The 16,751-nt window shown below is 58.9% G+C and carries 13 protein-coding genes; 10 read left to right on the top strand and 3 right to left on the bottom strand.

The features are described from left to right. Window positions 1–13: 13 nt before the first annotated feature. From ACEWPJ_RS09005 to ACEWPJ_RS08980, 6 genes are all read left to right on the top strand, one after another. On the top strand, window positions 14–1,201 hold the full coding sequence (locus tag ACEWPJ_RS09005; RefSeq protein ID WP_416512564.1) for a 2-aminoethylphosphonate--pyruvate transaminase: 1,188 nt from the start codon (window positions 14–16) through the stop codon (window positions 1,199–1,201). Between the two features lie 17 nt (window positions 1,202–1,218). Next, complete coding sequence (phnA, locus tag ACEWPJ_RS09000) at window positions 1,219–2,463, top strand: phosphonoacetate hydrolase (protein WP_416512562.1); 1,245 nt, start codon at window positions 1,219–1,221, stop codon at window positions 2,461–2,463. A gap of 2 nt (window positions 2,464–2,465) precedes the next feature. Continuing rightward, the gene (phnY, locus tag ACEWPJ_RS08995; RefSeq protein WP_416512560.1) at window positions 2,466–3,932 is read left to right on the top strand and encodes a phosphonoacetaldehyde dehydrogenase; all 1,467 of its coding nucleotides are present in this window, start codon (window positions 2,466–2,468) and stop codon (window positions 3,930–3,932) included. A gap of 1 nt (window position 3,933) precedes the next feature. Then, complete coding sequence (locus ACEWPJ_RS08990) at window positions 3,934–5,289, top strand: aspartate aminotransferase family protein (protein WP_416512559.1); 1,356 nt, start codon at window positions 3,934–3,936, stop codon at window positions 5,287–5,289. Next, window positions 5,286–6,125, top strand: coding sequence for an EamA family transporter (locus ACEWPJ_RS08985; protein ID WP_416512557.1), 840 nt, complete (start codon window positions 5,286–5,288; stop codon window positions 6,123–6,125). Before ACEWPJ_RS08990 ends, ACEWPJ_RS08985 begins: the two co-directional genes overlap by 4 nt. A 179-nt stretch (window positions 6,126–6,304) precedes the next feature. Continuing rightward, complete coding sequence (locus ACEWPJ_RS08980; protein ID WP_416512555.1) at window positions 6,305–7,981, top strand: Na/Pi cotransporter family protein; 1,677 nt, start codon at window positions 6,305–6,307, stop codon at window positions 7,979–7,981. Here ACEWPJ_RS08980 and ACEWPJ_RS08975 read toward each other — a convergent pair. The 3 genes from ACEWPJ_RS08975 to ACEWPJ_RS08965 are packed head-to-tail and all read right to left on the bottom strand — an operon-like array spanning window position 7,978 to window position 11,314. Further along, entirely contained in the window at window positions 7,978–8,955 is a 978-nt protein-coding gene (locus ACEWPJ_RS08975) for a glucokinase (protein ID WP_416512553.1), read from the bottom strand. The two genes, ACEWPJ_RS08980 and ACEWPJ_RS08975, sit on opposite strands and share 4 nt — an antisense overlap. Window positions 8,956–8,965: 10 nt before the next feature. Then, on the bottom strand, window positions 8,966–10,285 hold the full coding sequence (locus tag ACEWPJ_RS08970) for a GH1 family beta-glucosidase (protein ID WP_416512551.1): 1,320 nt from the start codon (window positions 10,283–10,285) through the stop codon (window positions 8,966–8,968). 3 nt (window positions 10,286–10,288) lie between these two features. After that, window positions 10,289–11,314, bottom strand: a complete 1,026-nt coding sequence (locus ACEWPJ_RS08965; RefSeq protein WP_416512549.1) for a substrate-binding domain-containing protein — start codon at window positions 11,312–11,314, stop codon at window positions 10,289–10,291. Window positions 11,315–11,542: 228 nt separating this feature from the next. Between ACEWPJ_RS08965 and ACEWPJ_RS08960 the strand changes: the two genes are divergently transcribed. The 4 genes from ACEWPJ_RS08960 to ACEWPJ_RS08945 all read left to right on the top strand — a co-directional run bounded on the left by ACEWPJ_RS08960 (window position 11,543) and on the right by ACEWPJ_RS08945 (window position 16,747). Beyond that, window positions 11,543–12,895 carry an ABC transporter substrate-binding protein gene (locus ACEWPJ_RS08960; protein ID WP_416512547.1) on the top strand — a complete coding sequence of 451 codons (1,353 nt, stop codon included), beginning with the start codon at window positions 11,543–11,545 and terminating at the stop codon, window positions 12,893–12,895. 63 nt (window positions 12,896–12,958) lie between these two features. Then, window positions 12,959–13,951 carry a carbohydrate ABC transporter permease gene (locus ACEWPJ_RS08955; protein WP_416512546.1) on the top strand — a complete coding sequence of 331 codons (993 nt, stop codon included), beginning with the start codon at window positions 12,959–12,961 and terminating at the stop codon, window positions 13,949–13,951. After that, window positions 13,951–15,084 carry a carbohydrate ABC transporter permease gene (locus tag ACEWPJ_RS08950; RefSeq protein WP_416512545.1) on the top strand — a complete coding sequence of 378 codons (1,134 nt, stop codon included), beginning with the start codon at window positions 13,951–13,953 and terminating at the stop codon, window positions 15,082–15,084. Before ACEWPJ_RS08955 ends, ACEWPJ_RS08950 begins: the two co-directional genes overlap by 1 nt. 7 nt (window positions 15,085–15,091) lie before the next feature. Beyond that, window positions 15,092–16,747 (top strand): alpha-amylase family glycosyl hydrolase, encoded by a 1,656-nt coding sequence (locus ACEWPJ_RS08945; RefSeq protein ID WP_416512543.1) that lies wholly within the window; start codon window positions 15,092–15,094, stop codon window positions 16,745–16,747. The last annotated feature ends 4 nt before the right edge of the window (window positions 16,748–16,751 follow it).

Genomic DNA, 16,751 nt, shown 5'->3' with positions numbered 1-16,751 from the left:
CAGGAGGTTGAAGATGGGGGCAGATCCGCAGAAAATCGAAGCGCCTCGATTGGGGGAACCTTACCTTCTGACCCCTGGTCCGTTGACCACGTCTTTTCCCGTGAAAGAAGCGATGCTGCGCGATTGGGGCAGCTGGGATGACGATTTCCGCGCGATGACAGCGGAAATGCGCGCGCGCCTTCTTGCAATGATTGGCGATGCATCCGCCGGGTTTGACTGCGTGCCGATGCAAGGCTCCGGCACCTTCGCGGTTGAGGCGATGCTGGGGTCGTTCATTCCGAAGGACGGAAAGGCGCTTTTGCTTGCCAACGGGGCATACGGCAAACGGGCGGCGCAAACGTTGGAGTATCTGGGCCGTGACCATGTGGTGATCGACAAGGGTGATTTCCTGCCGCCGCGAGGGGCAGAGGTTGCACAAGCGCTAAGTGCCGATCCGGCGATCACGTATGTCGTCGCGATACACTGTGAAACCAGTTCTGGCATCCTCAATCCGCTGGCGGAGATATCAGAGGCGACCTACGCCGCCGGCCGCAAACTGCTGGTCGATAGCATGTCGGCTTTTGGGGCCATCCCGCTCGACCCATCCGAAATCCGGTATGAGGCGATGGTGTCTTCGGCAAACAAGTGCATCGAAGGCGTGCCGGGGTTTGGCTTTGTCATTGCGCGGGTGGAGGAGCTTGAGGCCGCGAAAGGCAACTCAAACTCCCTCAGCCTCGATCTCCACGCGCAGTGGTCGCATATGAACAAGACGGGTCAGTGGCGGTTCACGCCCCCAACCCATGTGGTTGCTGCGTTTATGGAGGCGCTGCGTGCGCATGAAGCCGAAGGCGGCGTTGCCGGACGGGGTGCGCGTTACACCGCGAACCGGGACAAGGTCGTAGCGGGGATGCGGTCCCTTGGGTTTGAAACCTTGCTTGATGACCGCTGGCTGTCGCCGATCATCGTGACATTCTTCTGCCCGGCCGATCCGGCGTTTTCGTTTGATCGGTTTTACGAGTTGATGAAAGCCAAGGGGTTCATCATCTACCCCGGCAAGCTGACCGTTGCGGACAGCTTTCGGATCGGTTGCATCGGGCAGATGGACCCTCATGTTATGGCGGACGTCGTCACAGCGGCAAAGGTATGCCTGTCCGATATGGGCGTGGAAAACGCAGCTCCGCCAGCGGCGGCATTGAAAGAACGTGAACGCCTCGCGGCGTGAAGAAGAAGGAAGACTGAATGACTATTCAAACCCCGGTTGAGGCCAACGAACGCGTATATCCAACGCCGAAGGTGCCTGCGATTGCGATTTGCCTAGATGGCTGTGAACCGGCTTACCTTGATGCGGCGATTGCCGATGGGCTGATGCCGACGCTGAAACGGATGCGTGAAACCGGAACGGATCGGCTGGCGCACTCGGTCATTCCGTCCTTCACCAATCCGAACAACCTGTCCATCGCCACCGGGCGTCCGCCGTCCGTGCACGGGATTTGCGGCAACTTCCTGTTTGACCCGGATACGGGCGAAGAGGTGATGATGAACGACGTGCGCTTCTTGCGGGCGCCGACCGTTTTCAAGCAGTTTTACGACGCGGGTGCGAAGGTCGCCATCGTGACGGCCAAGGACAAGTTGCGTGCGCTTCTCGGCGCGGGGCTGTCTTTTGACGACGACCGGGCGAAGTGTTTTTCAGCGGAGAAGTCGGATACGACCACTACCGCCGAGCACGGGCAGGACAAGGCCAGCGCGTGGCTCGGGATGCCGCAGCCGGAGGTTTATTCCGCCGACCTATCGGAATTCGTCTTTGCGGCTGGCGTCAGGCTGCTGCGTGACTGGAAACCGGACGTGATGTATCTGACCACGACGGATTACGTGCAGCACAAATACGCGCCCGATGACGACGAGGCCAAATCGTTCTACGCGATGTTTGACAAGTATCTTGCCGAACTTGACGGGATGGGCGCCGCGATCGTCGTGACCGCCGACCACGGTATGAAACCGAAGCACCTCGCCGACGGCTCTCCCGCCGTTGTTTATGTACAAGATCTGATGGACGAATGGCTCGGCAAAGATGCGGCGCGGGTGATCTTGCCGATCACGGACCCTTATGTTGTGCATCACGGCGCGCTTGGGTCTTTCGCGACTGCCTATCTGCCGGATGGCGCGGATCATGCCGACATCATTGCAATGCTGAAGGCGACGGATGGGATGATGGCCGTTGTCGACAAAGCCGAGGCGATGAAACGCTTCGAACTTCCCGGCGACCGGATTGGCGATGTTGTCATGATCTCGACCGAGAATATGACCATCGGCACCTCGGCCCATCGGCACGACCTCGCAGCGCTGAAGGAACCCTTGCGCAGTCACGGCGGATTGACGGAGCAGGAAGTGCCGTTCATCGTAAACCGGGTGATTGACCTGCCATCGGCCCCAACCTTGCGCAACTTCGACGCCTTCTTTTACGCGACAACAGCGGCGGCGCTTTGACCATGAAAGACAATGACATGACGAAAAAGATCGAAGTTCGCGACGACGGAATGCGTATCGGAGGCGAAAAGGTCTTCACCGACGATGTGGTTGAGGTTCTGTATCCCTACACGGATGAGATGATCGGCACCGTTCCCGCGGGAACTGCCGAACACGCCGCCCGCGCGTTCGAAATCGCGGCGGCCTACAAGCCGAAACTGACGCGTTACGAGCGCCAGCAAATCCTGTTTCGAGCAGGTGAACTGATCCGCGAAAAACGCGAAGAACTCGCCCATTGGCTGACGCTGGAACTTGGTATTTGCCAGCAACATGCGCTTTACGAAACGGGGCGGTCTTACGATGTATTCACGCTTGCCGGGCAAATGGCGATTTTGGATGACGGTCAGATATTTTCCTGTGACCTGACCCCGCAGGGCAAGGATCGCAAGATTTTCACCAAGCGCGAACCCGTGCGCGCGATTTCAGCGATCACACCCTTCAATCACCCGCTGAACATGGTCAGCCACAAGATCGCGCCCGCGATTGCCACGAATAACTGCGTGGTGTGCAAACCGACGGAATTAACACCGCTCACGGCGATTTCCCTCGCGGATATTCTCTACGAGGCGGGGCTGCCGCCAGAAATGTTCCAGATCGTCACCGGACGACCCGAGGACATCGGGGAAGAGATGATAACCAACCCCAACATCGATATCATCACGTTCACCGGCGGCGTCACCGTCGGCAAGCTGATCGCCAACAAGGCCGGGTATAAGCGCACAGCTTTGGAGCTTGGGGGTAATGATCCGCTGATTATTCTCAATGACCTCGACGATGCCGATCTTGAAAAGGCCGCGACGATTGCGGTTGCAGGGGCCACGGGGAATTCCGGCCAGCGCTGCACGGCTGTGAAACGCATTCTGGTGCAGGAAAGCGTCGCCGATAAATTTGTGCCGCTGGTGCTGGAGAAAGCCAAGGCGATCAAGTTTGGCGATCCGATGGACCCGGAAACGCAGCTTGGCTGCGTGATCCATTCGCAAGCCGCAGAGCTATTTGAAAACCGCGTTCTGGATGCCGAAAAGCAAGGCGCGAAAATCCTCTATCATCCCGGACGTCAGGGCGCGTTGCTGCCCCCAATCGTTGTCGATCACGTGCCACATGACAGCGAACTTGTCATGGAGGAAACTTTCGGCCCCATCGTCCCAATCGTTCGGGTTCCCGATGATGACGTAGCGGTTATGGAGATTTCCAACAGCACCGATTTCGGTCTGTCGTCCGGTGTTTGCACCAACGATCTGCGCCGCGCCACGGCCTTTATCGAAGGGCTTGATGTCGGGACGGTAAATATCTGGGAACAACCCGGCTACCGCATCGAAATGTCGCCCTTCGGCGGGATCAAGGATAGCGGCAACGCGGTCAAAGAAGGTGTGCTTGAGGCGATGAAGTTTTTCACCAACGTTAAGACGTATTCGCTGCCCTGGCCAAGATAGAATGGCTGGCCTAACCCATACGGAGGGCGAATCCAACACATCGGACGAGCGGAAGCGGTGGCGGGCCGAAAGCAGCGGTGAGATGTCAGGGCCGCTATTGGCCCGCGACGCCGATGCCTTTCTTCATCAAAGCCTGTCGAGTCCATGCGTGAGCACGATTGCCAAGGCCGACGGCATTTGGATCGAAGATCTGGACGGGCGACGCTACATGGATTTCCATGGAAATTCCGTGCACCACATCGGCTATGGCCATCCTCGGCTGATCGAAGCGATCAAGGCGCAGCTTGACGATCTGCCATTCGCCCCGCGCCGCTTTACGAACGAACCAGCGGTGGAGCTTGCGGAGAAGCTGGCGGCGATCTCTCCGGGTGATCTTGGCAAGGTTTTGTTTGCGACGGGTGGGTCCGACGCGAACGAAGTCGCACTAAAAATCGCACGGGCCGCGACCGGGCGGTTCAAGACGGTCAGTTTTTGGGATGCGTTCCACGGTGCCGGTTTCGGCGCGGCCAGCGTTGGGGGCGAGGCAACCTTTCGTTCTCACATAGCAGGGCCGTTGATGCCCGGCACCGAACACGTCGCGCCGTTCGCTTGCTATCGATGCCCCTACAATCACGCGGGGCCAGATGTCTGCGGTTTGGCCTGCGCACAGATGGTCGATTACGTTTTGGAGCGGGAAGGCGACGTCGCCGCCGTAATTGCCGAACCGATGCGGGCGGTGCCATACGTTCCGCCCCCCGGCTTCTGGAAAGCGGTGCGAGAGGCGTGCAACCGCCACGGTGCCCTGCTGATCATGGACGAGATTCCGACGGGGCTTGGTAAAACTGGCCGGATGTTCGCGTTTGAGCATGATGAGGTCGTGCCCGATATCGTAACACTCGGCAAAGCGCTTGGCGGTGGCATATTGCCTATCGCCGCCTGCATCGCGCGGCGTGATCTGGACGTCTACGGCGACTTTGCCATCGGCCACTACACGCACGAGAAAAACCCTGTAACCGCCCGCGCCGCCCTGACAACGATTGAGATTATCGAGGATGAGGGTCTGGTTGATCGCGCGGCGGATCTTGGCGCTTATGCGATGGAGCGCCTGCAGAACGCCCTTGGCGATTGCGCGATTGTCGGGGATATCCGGGGCCGCGGGCTGATGTTCGGAGTCGAGATCGTGCAAAGTCGCGAAGACAAGACTCCGGGCAACGAAATGGCGGAACGGATTTACTACGCTTGCCTTTCCGCGGGGTTGAGTTTCAAGATCAGTCAGGGTTGCGTTCTGACCCTGTCACCGCCGCTGACGATTGAACGCGATGACCTCGCCCATGCCCTGTCGATTGTCGAAACCGCAATCTGGGCAGAGACGGGATGACAGCGCTGACCGCGTCTATCGTGTTGTTTGCGGCGTTCCTTCATGCGTTTTGGAATGCGGTGGTGAAAGGGGCGGGTGACAAGACCTTGGTTCTGGGCTTGATCGCGCTTGGTCATGTGGTGCCAGGGATCGCGCTGATCGCGCTGGCACCTGCGCCGGATTTCGCGTCTGCGCCCTACATCATTGCCTCAACAATCATTCACTGGGGATACTACGTGCTGTTGAATGTCGCCTATCGGACGGGCGACCTTTCCATTGTCTACCCGATCGCGCGCGGCCTTGCGCCGGTGCTTATCGCGCTTGGCGCGCAGGTCTGGGTGGGAGAGCGGCTGCCGGGCCTCGCGTGGGCGGGCATCCTTTGCGTGTCTGGCGGGATCATGGTGCTGACGCGGGGCGTGTTTAACAGTGGCGTTCACGTTATGGGGTTGGCCGCAGCATTCGGGACCGCGATTATCGTCGCGTCCTATTCGATTGTCGACGGTGTCGGCGTCCGCCTGTCCGGGTCAGCCATCGGCTATATCGGCTGGCTGTTCACCGCAGAGCTTATCGTCGCAATCTTCATCTTTTCAACCCGTTGGGATCGCCTTAGGGCGATGCCGACCCGCACGATCTGGCTCGGGTTCTTCGGTGGTGTCGTTTCCGGGGCGGCCTACGGCCTCGTGCTCTATGCCAAAACCCTCGCGCCGCTGGGGATCGTGTCGGCGTTGCGCGAAACCTCTGTCATTTTCGCAGCCATGATCGGAGTGATGTGGTTTGGAGAGGGACCAAAGCGCAATCGGCTGTTGGCGGCGACCATCGTTGCCTGTGGGATCGTTCTGATCGGAGTGGCGTCTTGAACTGTTTTGGCAACGAACCGCAAGAATTTCGGGGTAAGGTAAGCGTTTGGGTGAAGATTTACCCTTATGTAGCTAATATCAATGAGAAAATGAAACGCGATAAGGTGAAAGCTCTGAAATTGGTGATGCAGAACAGGTTGAAAACAACCGATAGTCAACCCCACTGGACCCGCTGACAGATGGTTGTCGTATCCTTCCTTGTTCAGCTTGCTGGGGCGACGATGCTGTTGCTTTACGCCGTTCGCATGGTTCGGACAGGGATTGAGCGGGCTTTCGGCGCGTCATTCAAGCGGACGGTCACGACGGCCAGCAATCCGGTAAGCTCTGCCGTGACGGGCGTTGTCATGGCGATTGTATTGCAATCGTCGGCGGCGGTTGCGTTGCTTGTGACAGGGTTCGTGTCAACGGGGGTGCTGGCGTTTGGCGCGGGGCTGTCGGTGGTGCTTGGTGCCGATCTGGGGTCTGCTTTGCTGATTCAGGTGCTGTCCTTCCGGCTTGATTGGTTGGTGCCGCTGTTGCTTGCCGTCGGAGCTGGGTTGTTCATTAAGTCCGACCGCCGCGCTCTGAAGCAGGCAGGGCGGATCGTCCTTGGCATCGCGTTTATCCTCATCTCCCTGCGGTTCCTGCGCGAAACGATGGACCCAATCCGCGATAGCGCGTTTTTGCCCGCGATTGCCGGGTATCTTGAACGAGATTTCATTACCGCGTTCCTTGTCGGGGCGGCGCTGGCGTTTCTGATGCACTCAAGCGTTGCGGTGATCCTGATGTGCGTCACGCTTGTCGCGATTGGGGCCATTCCGGTGACGGCGGGGGTGTCGCTGGTGTTGGGGGCCAACATGGGCAGCGCGCTGATCCCGATTTGGCTTAGCCGGGGTATGTCGCCCGTCGCGCGAAGGGTTCCGTTTGCCAATCTGCTGCTGCGCGGAAGCGGTGCGATCATCGCCTTATTGGCCATAAATCGCACATCGGTCCTTCCGTACTTTGGCGATCCGACCGCGTCGCAAACTCTCATCAATATCCACATCCTGTTTAACGCGGCGTTACTTCTTGCGCTGCCATTCTGTCGATACCTCGAAGCGCCGATGGCGGGTTTTTTACCCGCCGAACCGGTGGCGGAGGGGGAGGAGCAGCGCATCCACCGCAGCGTTTTGACCGACGCACCGCCGGCCACGCCGGCCCTCGCGCTGAGCAACCTCAAGCGCGAAGTGTTGCGCATGGCGCAGGTTGTCGAGGCGATGTTTGAACCCGCGATGGGGATGTTTTCAAACAGTGACAAGGCGCGGATCAAGGCATTGGTTGCGCAGGATGAGGTCGTGAACACGGCCCTTGACGGTATCCGCCGCTATGTCGCCGACCTGCCAAGCGATGAGATGACGAAATCCGAAAACAAGCGTGCCCGCGATCTGGTCGAATACGCCATCGCACTTGAGACCGCCGGGGATATCGTCGCGAAGCGACTGCTTCCCTTGGCGGAAGAAAAAGCGCGCCACGGGGTCCGGTTCTCTCAGGCCGGGTTTCAGGAGCTTGTGGGGATTCACGAACGGATTTGCGCGAACCTGACACTCGCCTCGAACGTCCTGCTTTCAGACGATCTGGAAAGCGCCCGCCTGCTGCTTGAGGAAAAGACCGAGATGACCCGGCTGGAACGGTCCAGTCGAAAACGGCATTTGCGGCGGCTGAGCGAGGGAACCGCCGACAGCTTTGAATCGAGCGACATTCACCTTGAGGCGTTGCGATCCTTCAAGGACTTCAACAGCCAGATTGCCGCCGTTGCCTATCCGATCCTATATCGGGGCGGGCAACTGCTTGAAACGCGTCTGATTGAAACGATGAGTGATGAAGATACCGCCGACTAAGTGGTCTGGTTTTTAAGAAGATGCGCGGCGCACCCGGTCAGCGCGGCATAGTCATCAAAGACTATATCGACCGGGAACCCGGCCATGAATTCCGCAAATCGGCCCTTGTCGTGGAATGCGTCACTGAACCCTTCGGAGGCAAGGTAGGGGGCCAGCGCCCTTGCGACGCCGCCGACCAGATGGATGCCGCCGAACGGCAGATGCACCAGCGCCAAATCCCCGGCGACCGTCCCCAGGAGGGTGCAGACATGGCGCACCGTCGCCAGCGCCCGCGCTTCCCGTTTCGCCGCGTCGGCCATGATGTCGGCCGCTTTGCGGACATCCTCTTCCCCATCCTCAAGCGCGATCCAGGAACAGACCCGTTCCAGACCGCGCCCGGACAGCACATCTTCGACCGCGGTAAAGCCGTGATGACGCGCTTCAATATGGCGGCTCATGCGGATTTGATCGTCGCTGTGAACGGGCAGGGACATATGCCCACATTCCGACGGGATCACAGCACGCCCCGCGCCCGTTTCATGCACGACAGCGGCGTTGAAACCGGTGCCAACGCCGATCACCAATTGCGATGCGTTAGGCGCGGCTGGCTTTCCCGGCAGGACCGAGGTCAGGTTTTCCGGATTGACGCGCCCTAGGGCGTAACCCTGCGCCTGTAGGTCATTCAGGATCGCGACGTTGTCGGTCCCCGCAGCCTTGGACAATGTTGGCGCGTCGATCGACCAGCTCAGGTTGGTTAATGCTCCGACGCCGCCTCGGACCGGGCCGGCGACCGCGACACAAACGCCGTCGCAGCGGTCTTCGGATTGCTGGTCGAGATATTGCAGCAAGACCGACCCCAGAGAGTCGAAATCCGCGTTTCTGAACCGCTTGACGCTGTCGGTGCGCAAGTCCGCGCCTCGGGTCAGCGCGATGCGGGTATTTGTGCCGCCAATATCTGCAACAAGCAGAGTGGGGGGCGAAACTGCGGATGCCATCTGCTTGTCCTTAACGAGTTAGCGCTATCTTCAGCGTGTGATACGAGTTTTTTGGGGTTCGCTGCAAGCTTTCAAAATCCACATGGACGAGGCCAAAGCGCTTTTCGTATCCAAGCGTCCATTCGTAATTGTCGAGTAGCGACCAGACGAAATACCCACGCACCGGCGCGCCGTCTGCGATTGCCTTTTGAACAACGTCAAGATGGTCGGCCAAGAACGCGGTCCGCTCGGGGTCGTCGATTGCGCCGTTCTCCAGAACATCCGCCCGCGCCATGCCGTTTTCGGTGATGTAAAGCGGCAGCCCTTTGGTGTAGTCGCGATGGGTTCGTTCGATGAATTGCGCAAGGCCCTCCGGGTAGATTTCCCAGCCCATTTGGGTCTTGGGCAGCGGCCCGTCCACCTCTTTCAGCGCGGGCCAGGGGCCATCGTCGGGGGCAATCAGCTTGCGGGTGTAGTAGTTGATCCCGCACCAGTCGAGAGGGGCCGCGATGGTGTCAAAATCATCCTGCCACCCGGCTGGCAGGTGCGGTTCAATCCCCTCAAGCACATCGGCGGGGTATTCTTTGCCAAACAGACCGGACAGGAAGAAACGATTGTATATGCCGTCGTAACGCATCGCGGCGGCTTTCGCGGCTTCACTATCGTCGGCGGGCATGGCGTATTCCATATTGCAGACCGCGCCGAGGTTGCTCATACCCAAACCGCGCATGGCCTCAATAGCGTGTCCATGCGCTAGCAGAACGTGGTGCATCGCCCGCGACGCTGCCCGGATGTCACGCAGCCCCGGCGCATGATAGCCCATGAAGTGGGACAGCCACGCGACGCACCACGGCTCATTGATAGGGGCCGCGGAATGGAGGCGGTCGCCGATACGGCCCATAATGATTTCGGTGAAATCGGCAAACCACCCCGCGATATCCCGATTGCGCCAACCGCCAAGGTCGGCAAGGGGTTGCGGCAGTTCCCAGTGATAAAGCGTTGCAAACGGCTTTAGCCCGCGTTCCAGCATCGCATCGACCAGACGGTCGTAGTAATCTAGCCCCTTGTCGTTGGGCGTGCCGCGCCCTTCGGGCAGCACCCGCGCCCAGCTTGTCGAAAATCGATAGGCGTCAAACCCACCGTTGGCGACGAGGTCCAGATCCTCCCCGTAGCGGTGGTAGTGGTCGCAGGCCAGATCGCCGTTTTCGGCAAGAATGACATTGCCGGGGGTGGCTGCGAAACTGTCCCAGTGGGTCGGGCCTGCACCTCCGAATTTGTGTCCTTCAATCTGATAACTTGAGGTCGCGGCGCCAAAGGTGAACCCCTCGGGAAAGTCTGAGCGTGACAGCATGGTCTAACCCTTCACTGGCCCTGTTGACAGGCCAAGCATCAACTCAGCCTCAAGCAGCACGTGTTCGGGTGGGGCGCCGGGGTTTTCAATCTGGCGGATCAGCATTTCGGCGAGCCGCGCCCCGGCGTCGCGGACCGAGGACCGCGTCGCAGTATAGATCGGAACATCCTCACCATTTCGCAGATAGGACAGCGCGTCGTCATGGGTGATGACCGATACATCGCGCCCCATTTGCAAGCCCGCGTCTTCGATTGCGCGGCGCACGCCGAGTGCTCCGATGAAGGACGACACGAGGAATGCGGTTGCTGGATTATCGCCCGTCAGCATCGTTTGCGCGGCGCGGAACCCGTTGCCTTCGGTCATCTCGGCCGACGACATCAGGTGAGGGGAGGGTGTTAGATCCCGCTCGGCAAGCGCGACCTCATATCCCTGTCGCCGCCGCGCTGCGAAGTCCATGTCTTCGAAACCGTTGATCAGACCAATTTGCCGATGCCCCAGATCAAGCAGGAACTCCGTCGCTCGTTGAAACGCCCTACGGTTGTTTACGTCAAGCCACGCATATTCAAGTTGAACCCCCGACGCGCGCCCGTGCGAAACGAAAGGAAGCCCGATATCCAGCAGCATTTCGATCCGGGGGTCGTTGACCCGTGGGCCGTGAAGGACGATGCCGTCAACCGACCCTTTCGATTTCATATCGCGATAGGCGCGTTCTTCATCCTCGTCGCGAACGATGGATAGCACCATGTCGTATCCGCTTGCTGAATAGGTTTCTCCGGCGCCTGCGATGAAGTCCGAAAAGATCGGGTTCACCATCTCGTGCTTGCTGACCACGGGAATGACATGCCCGATGGCTCGCGCGCGACCGGTGGCCAGACTGCGGGCGCGGGTGTTCGGGCGGTAGTTGTGACGCTCTGCCGCTTCGGTGACACGACGGCGGGTTTCCTCTTTCACCTCGGGATAGCCGTTCAGTGCCCTACTGACGGTGGTTTGTGAAAGGCCAAGAACGTCCGATAGTTGCTTCAGGTTCATCGCGGATGCCTCAAAGCGCTTTGAAGATGTTAAGATACGTTAGCGCCGTGATTAATGCCGGTCAAAAGAATCATTCTGGCGGTGGGTGATAATCGGCGGGTTTCGCCAATTTTTCCCAAAAAAGTTGACACTGGGTCAAAATGAGGTGAGCCTTTAGGCATTCAAAGCGCTTTGGAAATGATTCGCCAAAGCGTTTATGCTCATTGAGCTTTATCTGGGAGGATAATCATGAAATCCGCAATTTTCTCCGGCGTTGCAACCCTCGCGCTTAGCGCGGGTATGGCGACGGCTGACGGCCATTTGATGTTCGCGCCGGGTGAGGGCGACTTCAACTGGGAAAGCTACGAAGAATTACAGCAAACCGACCTGAGCGGCCAGACCATCAGCGTTTTCGGCCCGTGGCTTGGCCCGGACAAAGAGACCGTTGAAAACATGATCGCCTACTTCGAGGCGGCAACCGGGGCAGAGGTTGAATACTCCGGCTCAGACAGCTTTGAACAGCAGATCGTGATCGACGCCGAAGCAGGTAGCCCGCCGAACGTGGCAGTCTTCCCGCAGCCCGGCCTGGCCTCTGATATGGCGTCACGCGGGCTTCTTGCGCCGCTTTCGGATGGCACCGCCGACTGGATTCGCGACAATTATGCCGCTGGTCAATCTTGGGTTGATCTTGGCACCTTCACGGGCGCCGATGGCGAAGAGGATCTTTACGGCTTCTTCTACAAGGTCGATGTGAAATCGCTGGTCTGGTTCGTTCCTGAAAACTTTGAGGATGCGGGCTACGAAGTGCCAGAAACGATGGAAGAGCTGAAAGCGCTCACCGATCAGATCGTTGCGGATGGCGAAACGCCGTGGTGCATCGGACTGGGGTCCGGTGGTGCGACGGGTTGGCCAGCAACCGATTGGGTCGAAGACCTGATGCTGCGCACGCAGGAACCGGCAGTTTATGATCAGTGGGTTAGCAATGAGATTCCGTTTAACGACGAACGCGTCGTTGCGGCGATTGAAGAATTCGGCGCGTTTGCGCGGAACGATGATTACGTTGCGGGGGGTGCCGGCACCGTTGCCTCGACCGATTTCCGAGACAGCCCCGCTGGCTTGTTTGCCTCGCCACCGGATTGCTACATGCACCGTCAAGCGAGCTTTATCCCAGCCTTCTTCCCTGAGGGAACCGAAGTCGGGCTGGACGTAGATTTCTTCTACTTCCCTGCTTACGAGGAAAAAGACCTCGGCACGCCTGTTCTTGGTGCGGGCACGCTCTGGGCGATCACCAACGACAGCCCGGCAGCACAAGCCTTCATCGAATTCCTGCGGACACCGATCGCGCACGAAGTCTGGATGGCGCAGAAAGGTTTCCTCACCCCGCATCGCGGCGTGAATACGGACCTTTATGCCGATCCCACGCTGAAAAAGATGGGCGACATCCTTCTTGGCGCGGATACGTTCCGGTTTGACGGGTCGGACCTGATGCCGGGGCCGATTGGCACGGGTGCATTCTGGACCGCCATGGTCGACTACGCTGGCGGCAAAGACGCCGAAGCGGTTGCGACCGAGGTTCAGGAAACCTGGGACTCGATCAAGTAATATCCGCTAAGCGACTACCCCGGCACTGAAAGGTGTCGGGACACTCATCGGGAGGACCGCGCGATGGAACAGCTCTTCTGGGCGTTTTTTACAATGGTGGCCGGTGTCTTTGGCTGCGTTGCCTATTTCTTTCTTTCAAACCTAGCGCTGGATTCGATCTATCCGGCGAAAGGCCCGCAGGCTGGCGCAAACATCAACAAGGCCAACGCGATCCGACCGTGGCTGTTTCTGTTTCCGGCGCTATTCGTTCTGGGCGTTTACCTCGTCTACCCGGTTATCAACTCTATCTGGCTTAGCCTTTACGATGCAAATGGCGATGATTTCGTCGGAACGGCCAACTATGAATGGCTGATCCAAGACGGTAAGTTCCTTGAATCCATGCGCAACAACTTGCTCTGGCTTGTTGTTGTACCGACCTTATCGACATTGTTCGGGCTTATTGCTGCTGCCCTGACCGACCGGATCAAGTGGGGCAACCTTGCCAAATCCCTCATCTTCATGCCGATGGCGATCAGCTTTATCGGTGCGTCGGTGATCTGGAAATTCGTCTACGACTTCCGCGGCGCGGATCAAGACCAGATCGGCCTGCTGAACGCCATCGTCGTCGCGATGGGCGGGGAGCCTGAGGCGTGGATCACGGTGCCGTTCTGGAATTCCTTCTTCCTGATGCTGATCCTTGTCTGGATTCAGACGGGTTTCGCGATGGTAATTCTGTCTGCCGCGCTGCGCGGCATCCCCGAAGAAACCATTGAGGCCGCAATCCTCGACGGGGCATCGCCGCTGCAAATCTTTGCCAAGATCAAGGTGCCGCAAATCTGGGGCACCATCGCGGTCGTCTGGACAACAATCACGATCCTCGTCCTCAAGGTCTTTGACATCGTGCTTGCCATGACGAATGGCCAATGGGGCAGCCAGGTGCTCGCCAACCTGATGTTTGACTGGATGTTCCGGGGCAATGACACGGGGCGGGCCTCGACCGTCGCGCTTGTCATCATGCTTCTGGTGACGCCGATCATGGTTTGGAACATCCGCAACGCGCGTAAGGAGATGTCGTAATGGATAACATTGCAGGCACTCAGGCCCGGTTGACATGGGCCGTTAACATAGCCGTTTTCGTGCTGGTCCTGCTTTGGACGGTGCCGACAATCGGCTTGCTCATATCATCGTTCCGCGACCGGGATCAGATCACGACATCCGGTTGGTGGACGGCGCTGTCGGCCTCCGAACAGAACATCGTTGCAAGGACCGCCGCACCGGATGAAGCCGTTGAAGAGAACGGCGTCTGGGTTCTGGCCGGCAACGTGTTCGAAGACGGATCTGGCGACGTGAAGGCGTTTGGCGTCAGTTCTCGCGCCCCGACAGAATACGCACCGGGCGAAACCGCAGAGCGCCGCGGGGCGGAGATTACCGTGTCCGAGGATGGCACCTATCGCGTGACGTCTGCTGAGCCGTTTGAAGGTGCCCGTGGCATCCGATTGTTCGTCACCTCAGTCACGCCGCCGATCTTCACGCTCGAAAACTACAAAACCGTGCTGTTTTCGGAAGGTATCGGCAAGAGTTTCATCAACACGATGACGGTGACGATCCCGGCAACCGTCATACCGATCCTCGTGGCGGCCTTCGCGGCTTATGCGCTCGCCTGGATGGAGTTTCCGGGCAGGGCGCTGATTATCGCGCTTATAGTCGGATTGCTCGTCGTGCCGCTCCAGATGGCGCTGATCCCGCTGCTCAAGCTGCACAACTCGATCGGCATCGGAAAGGCCTATCTCGGGATATGGCTCGCGCATACGGGGTTTGGCTTGCCGCTTGCCGTCTACCTCTTGCGAAACTATATCGCCGGCCTTCCGCGCGAGATTATCGAAAGCGCGAAGGTCGATGGCGCGACCGACTTCCAGATATTCCTGAAGATCATCCTGCCCCTCAGCTTCCCGGCCCTGGCGTCGTTCGCGATCTTCCAGTTCCTGTGGGTCTGGAACGACCTGCTGGTCGCGACCGTGTTCCTTGGGAATAACGAGGATCAGCTGGTGATGACCGGACGGCTTCGGGAACTTCTCGGCTCTCGTGGCGGCGATTGGGAAATCCTTGCCGCATCGGCCTTCGTGTCGATTGCGGTGCCGCTGATCGTCTTCTTTGCAATGCAGAAATACCTGGTCCGCGGCTTGCTCGCCGGATCGGTCAAAGGTGGATAGACCGCGAATGAACATGCAGACTGACTTTTCAAATACGCAACTCGCCGGCGGCGATGCTGACTGGTGGCGTGGCGCGGTCATCTACCAAATCTATCCTCGGTCATTTCAGGACAGCACCGGGGGCGGGACGGGCGATCTGCGCGGGATCGTGGAGCGTTTACCGCATATTCAATCGCTCGGCGTCGATGCGATCTGGATTTCGCCGTTCTTCACCTCTCCGATGAAGGACTTTGGCTACGACGTCAGCGACTATCGCGATGTCGATCCGATGTTCGGCACGATCGGTGATTTCGACGCAATCGTCGCGCGGGCGCATGATCTGGGCCTGCGGGTGATGATCGACCTTGTGTTAAGCCATACCTCGGACGAACATCCCTGGTTCAAGGAGAGCCAGCAAAGCACTGATAACAAAAGGCACAACTGGTATGTCTGGGCGGATGCAAAGCCAGATGGCACACCCCCGAACAACTGGCTTTCGGTCTTTGGCGGATCGGCTTGGGCGTGGGATACGCGGCGATGCCAATACTATTTGCACAATTTCCTGCCGTCGCAGCCCGACCTCAATTTCCATGAGCCTGAAGTGCAAGAGGCGCTGCTCGACGTTGCCCGGTTCTGGTTAGAGCGCGGGGTAGATGGCTTCCGCCTCGATACGATCAACTTCTACGTCCATGACCAGCAGTTGCGGAACAATCCCGCCCTGCCGCCGGAGGAGCGGAATGAGGCGATCGCCCCGGCGGTGAACCCCTATAATCACCAGAACCACATCTACTCGAAGAACAGGCCAGAGAACATTGATTTTCTTCGGAAACTTCGCGCGGTTATGGCGCCCTATAACGCGGCTGCCGTTGGCGAAGTCGGCGATGCCCAACGCGGGTTGGAAATCATGGGCCAATATACCGCTGGCGATGACCTTATGCAGATGTGCTATGCGTTCGAGTTTCTGGCAAAGGACCAACTAACCGCCGGTCGCGTGGTCGACGTCATGCGGAAAGTCGATGAGGTCGCGCCCGATGGCTGGCCGTGCTGGGCCTTTTCCAATCACGACGTTATGCGCCACGCGAGCCGCTGGGATCTGACCGAGGATGCCGAACGCGCCCTGATCGTGCTTCTGATGTGCCTGCGCGGCTCTGCCTGCATCTATCAGGGGGAGGAGCTTGGACTGCACGAGGCGGACCTTGCGTTCGAAGACCTGCAAGATCCTTATGGCATCCGCTTCTGGCCCGAATTCAAGGGGCGGGATGGCTGCCGCACGCCGATGGTGTGGGACAGCGGAAATCGTAACGCCGGGTTTAGCGAGGGCAAGCCGTGGTTGCCGGTCTATTCGGAACATCTGCCACGGTCGGTCGCGGCGCAGGAAGAGGACCCGAACGCGCTGCTGCATAGTTACCGTGCCGCGATTGCTTTGCGAAAGGCCTATCCGGTTCTGGCAACGGGCAAAATGGCCGATTTGATGCGCGACGGCGATGTGCTGCGCTTCACGCGGCAGGGCAAAACCGGATCGGTGTTTTGCGTTTTCAACATGGGCGAGGACGCGAATAGCGTTGATCTGCCGAACGGAAACTGGGGCGCGGTGGAAACCAATCTTGGAACAGTGGCGCCCGAGCACCGGCAACTGAAGCTCGGACCGTGGCAGTTCTCGCTGCTGCAGAAAGAACAGGACTAGGGAG

The organism is Aliiroseovarius sp. YM-037, assembly GCF_048060095.1.
Lineage (GTDB): Bacteria > Pseudomonadota > Alphaproteobacteria > Rhodobacterales > Rhodobacteraceae > JBLUOA01.
The sequence above is the reverse complement of the archived record's forward strand: the minus strand, read 5'-3'. Positions and strand labels throughout refer to the sequence as shown.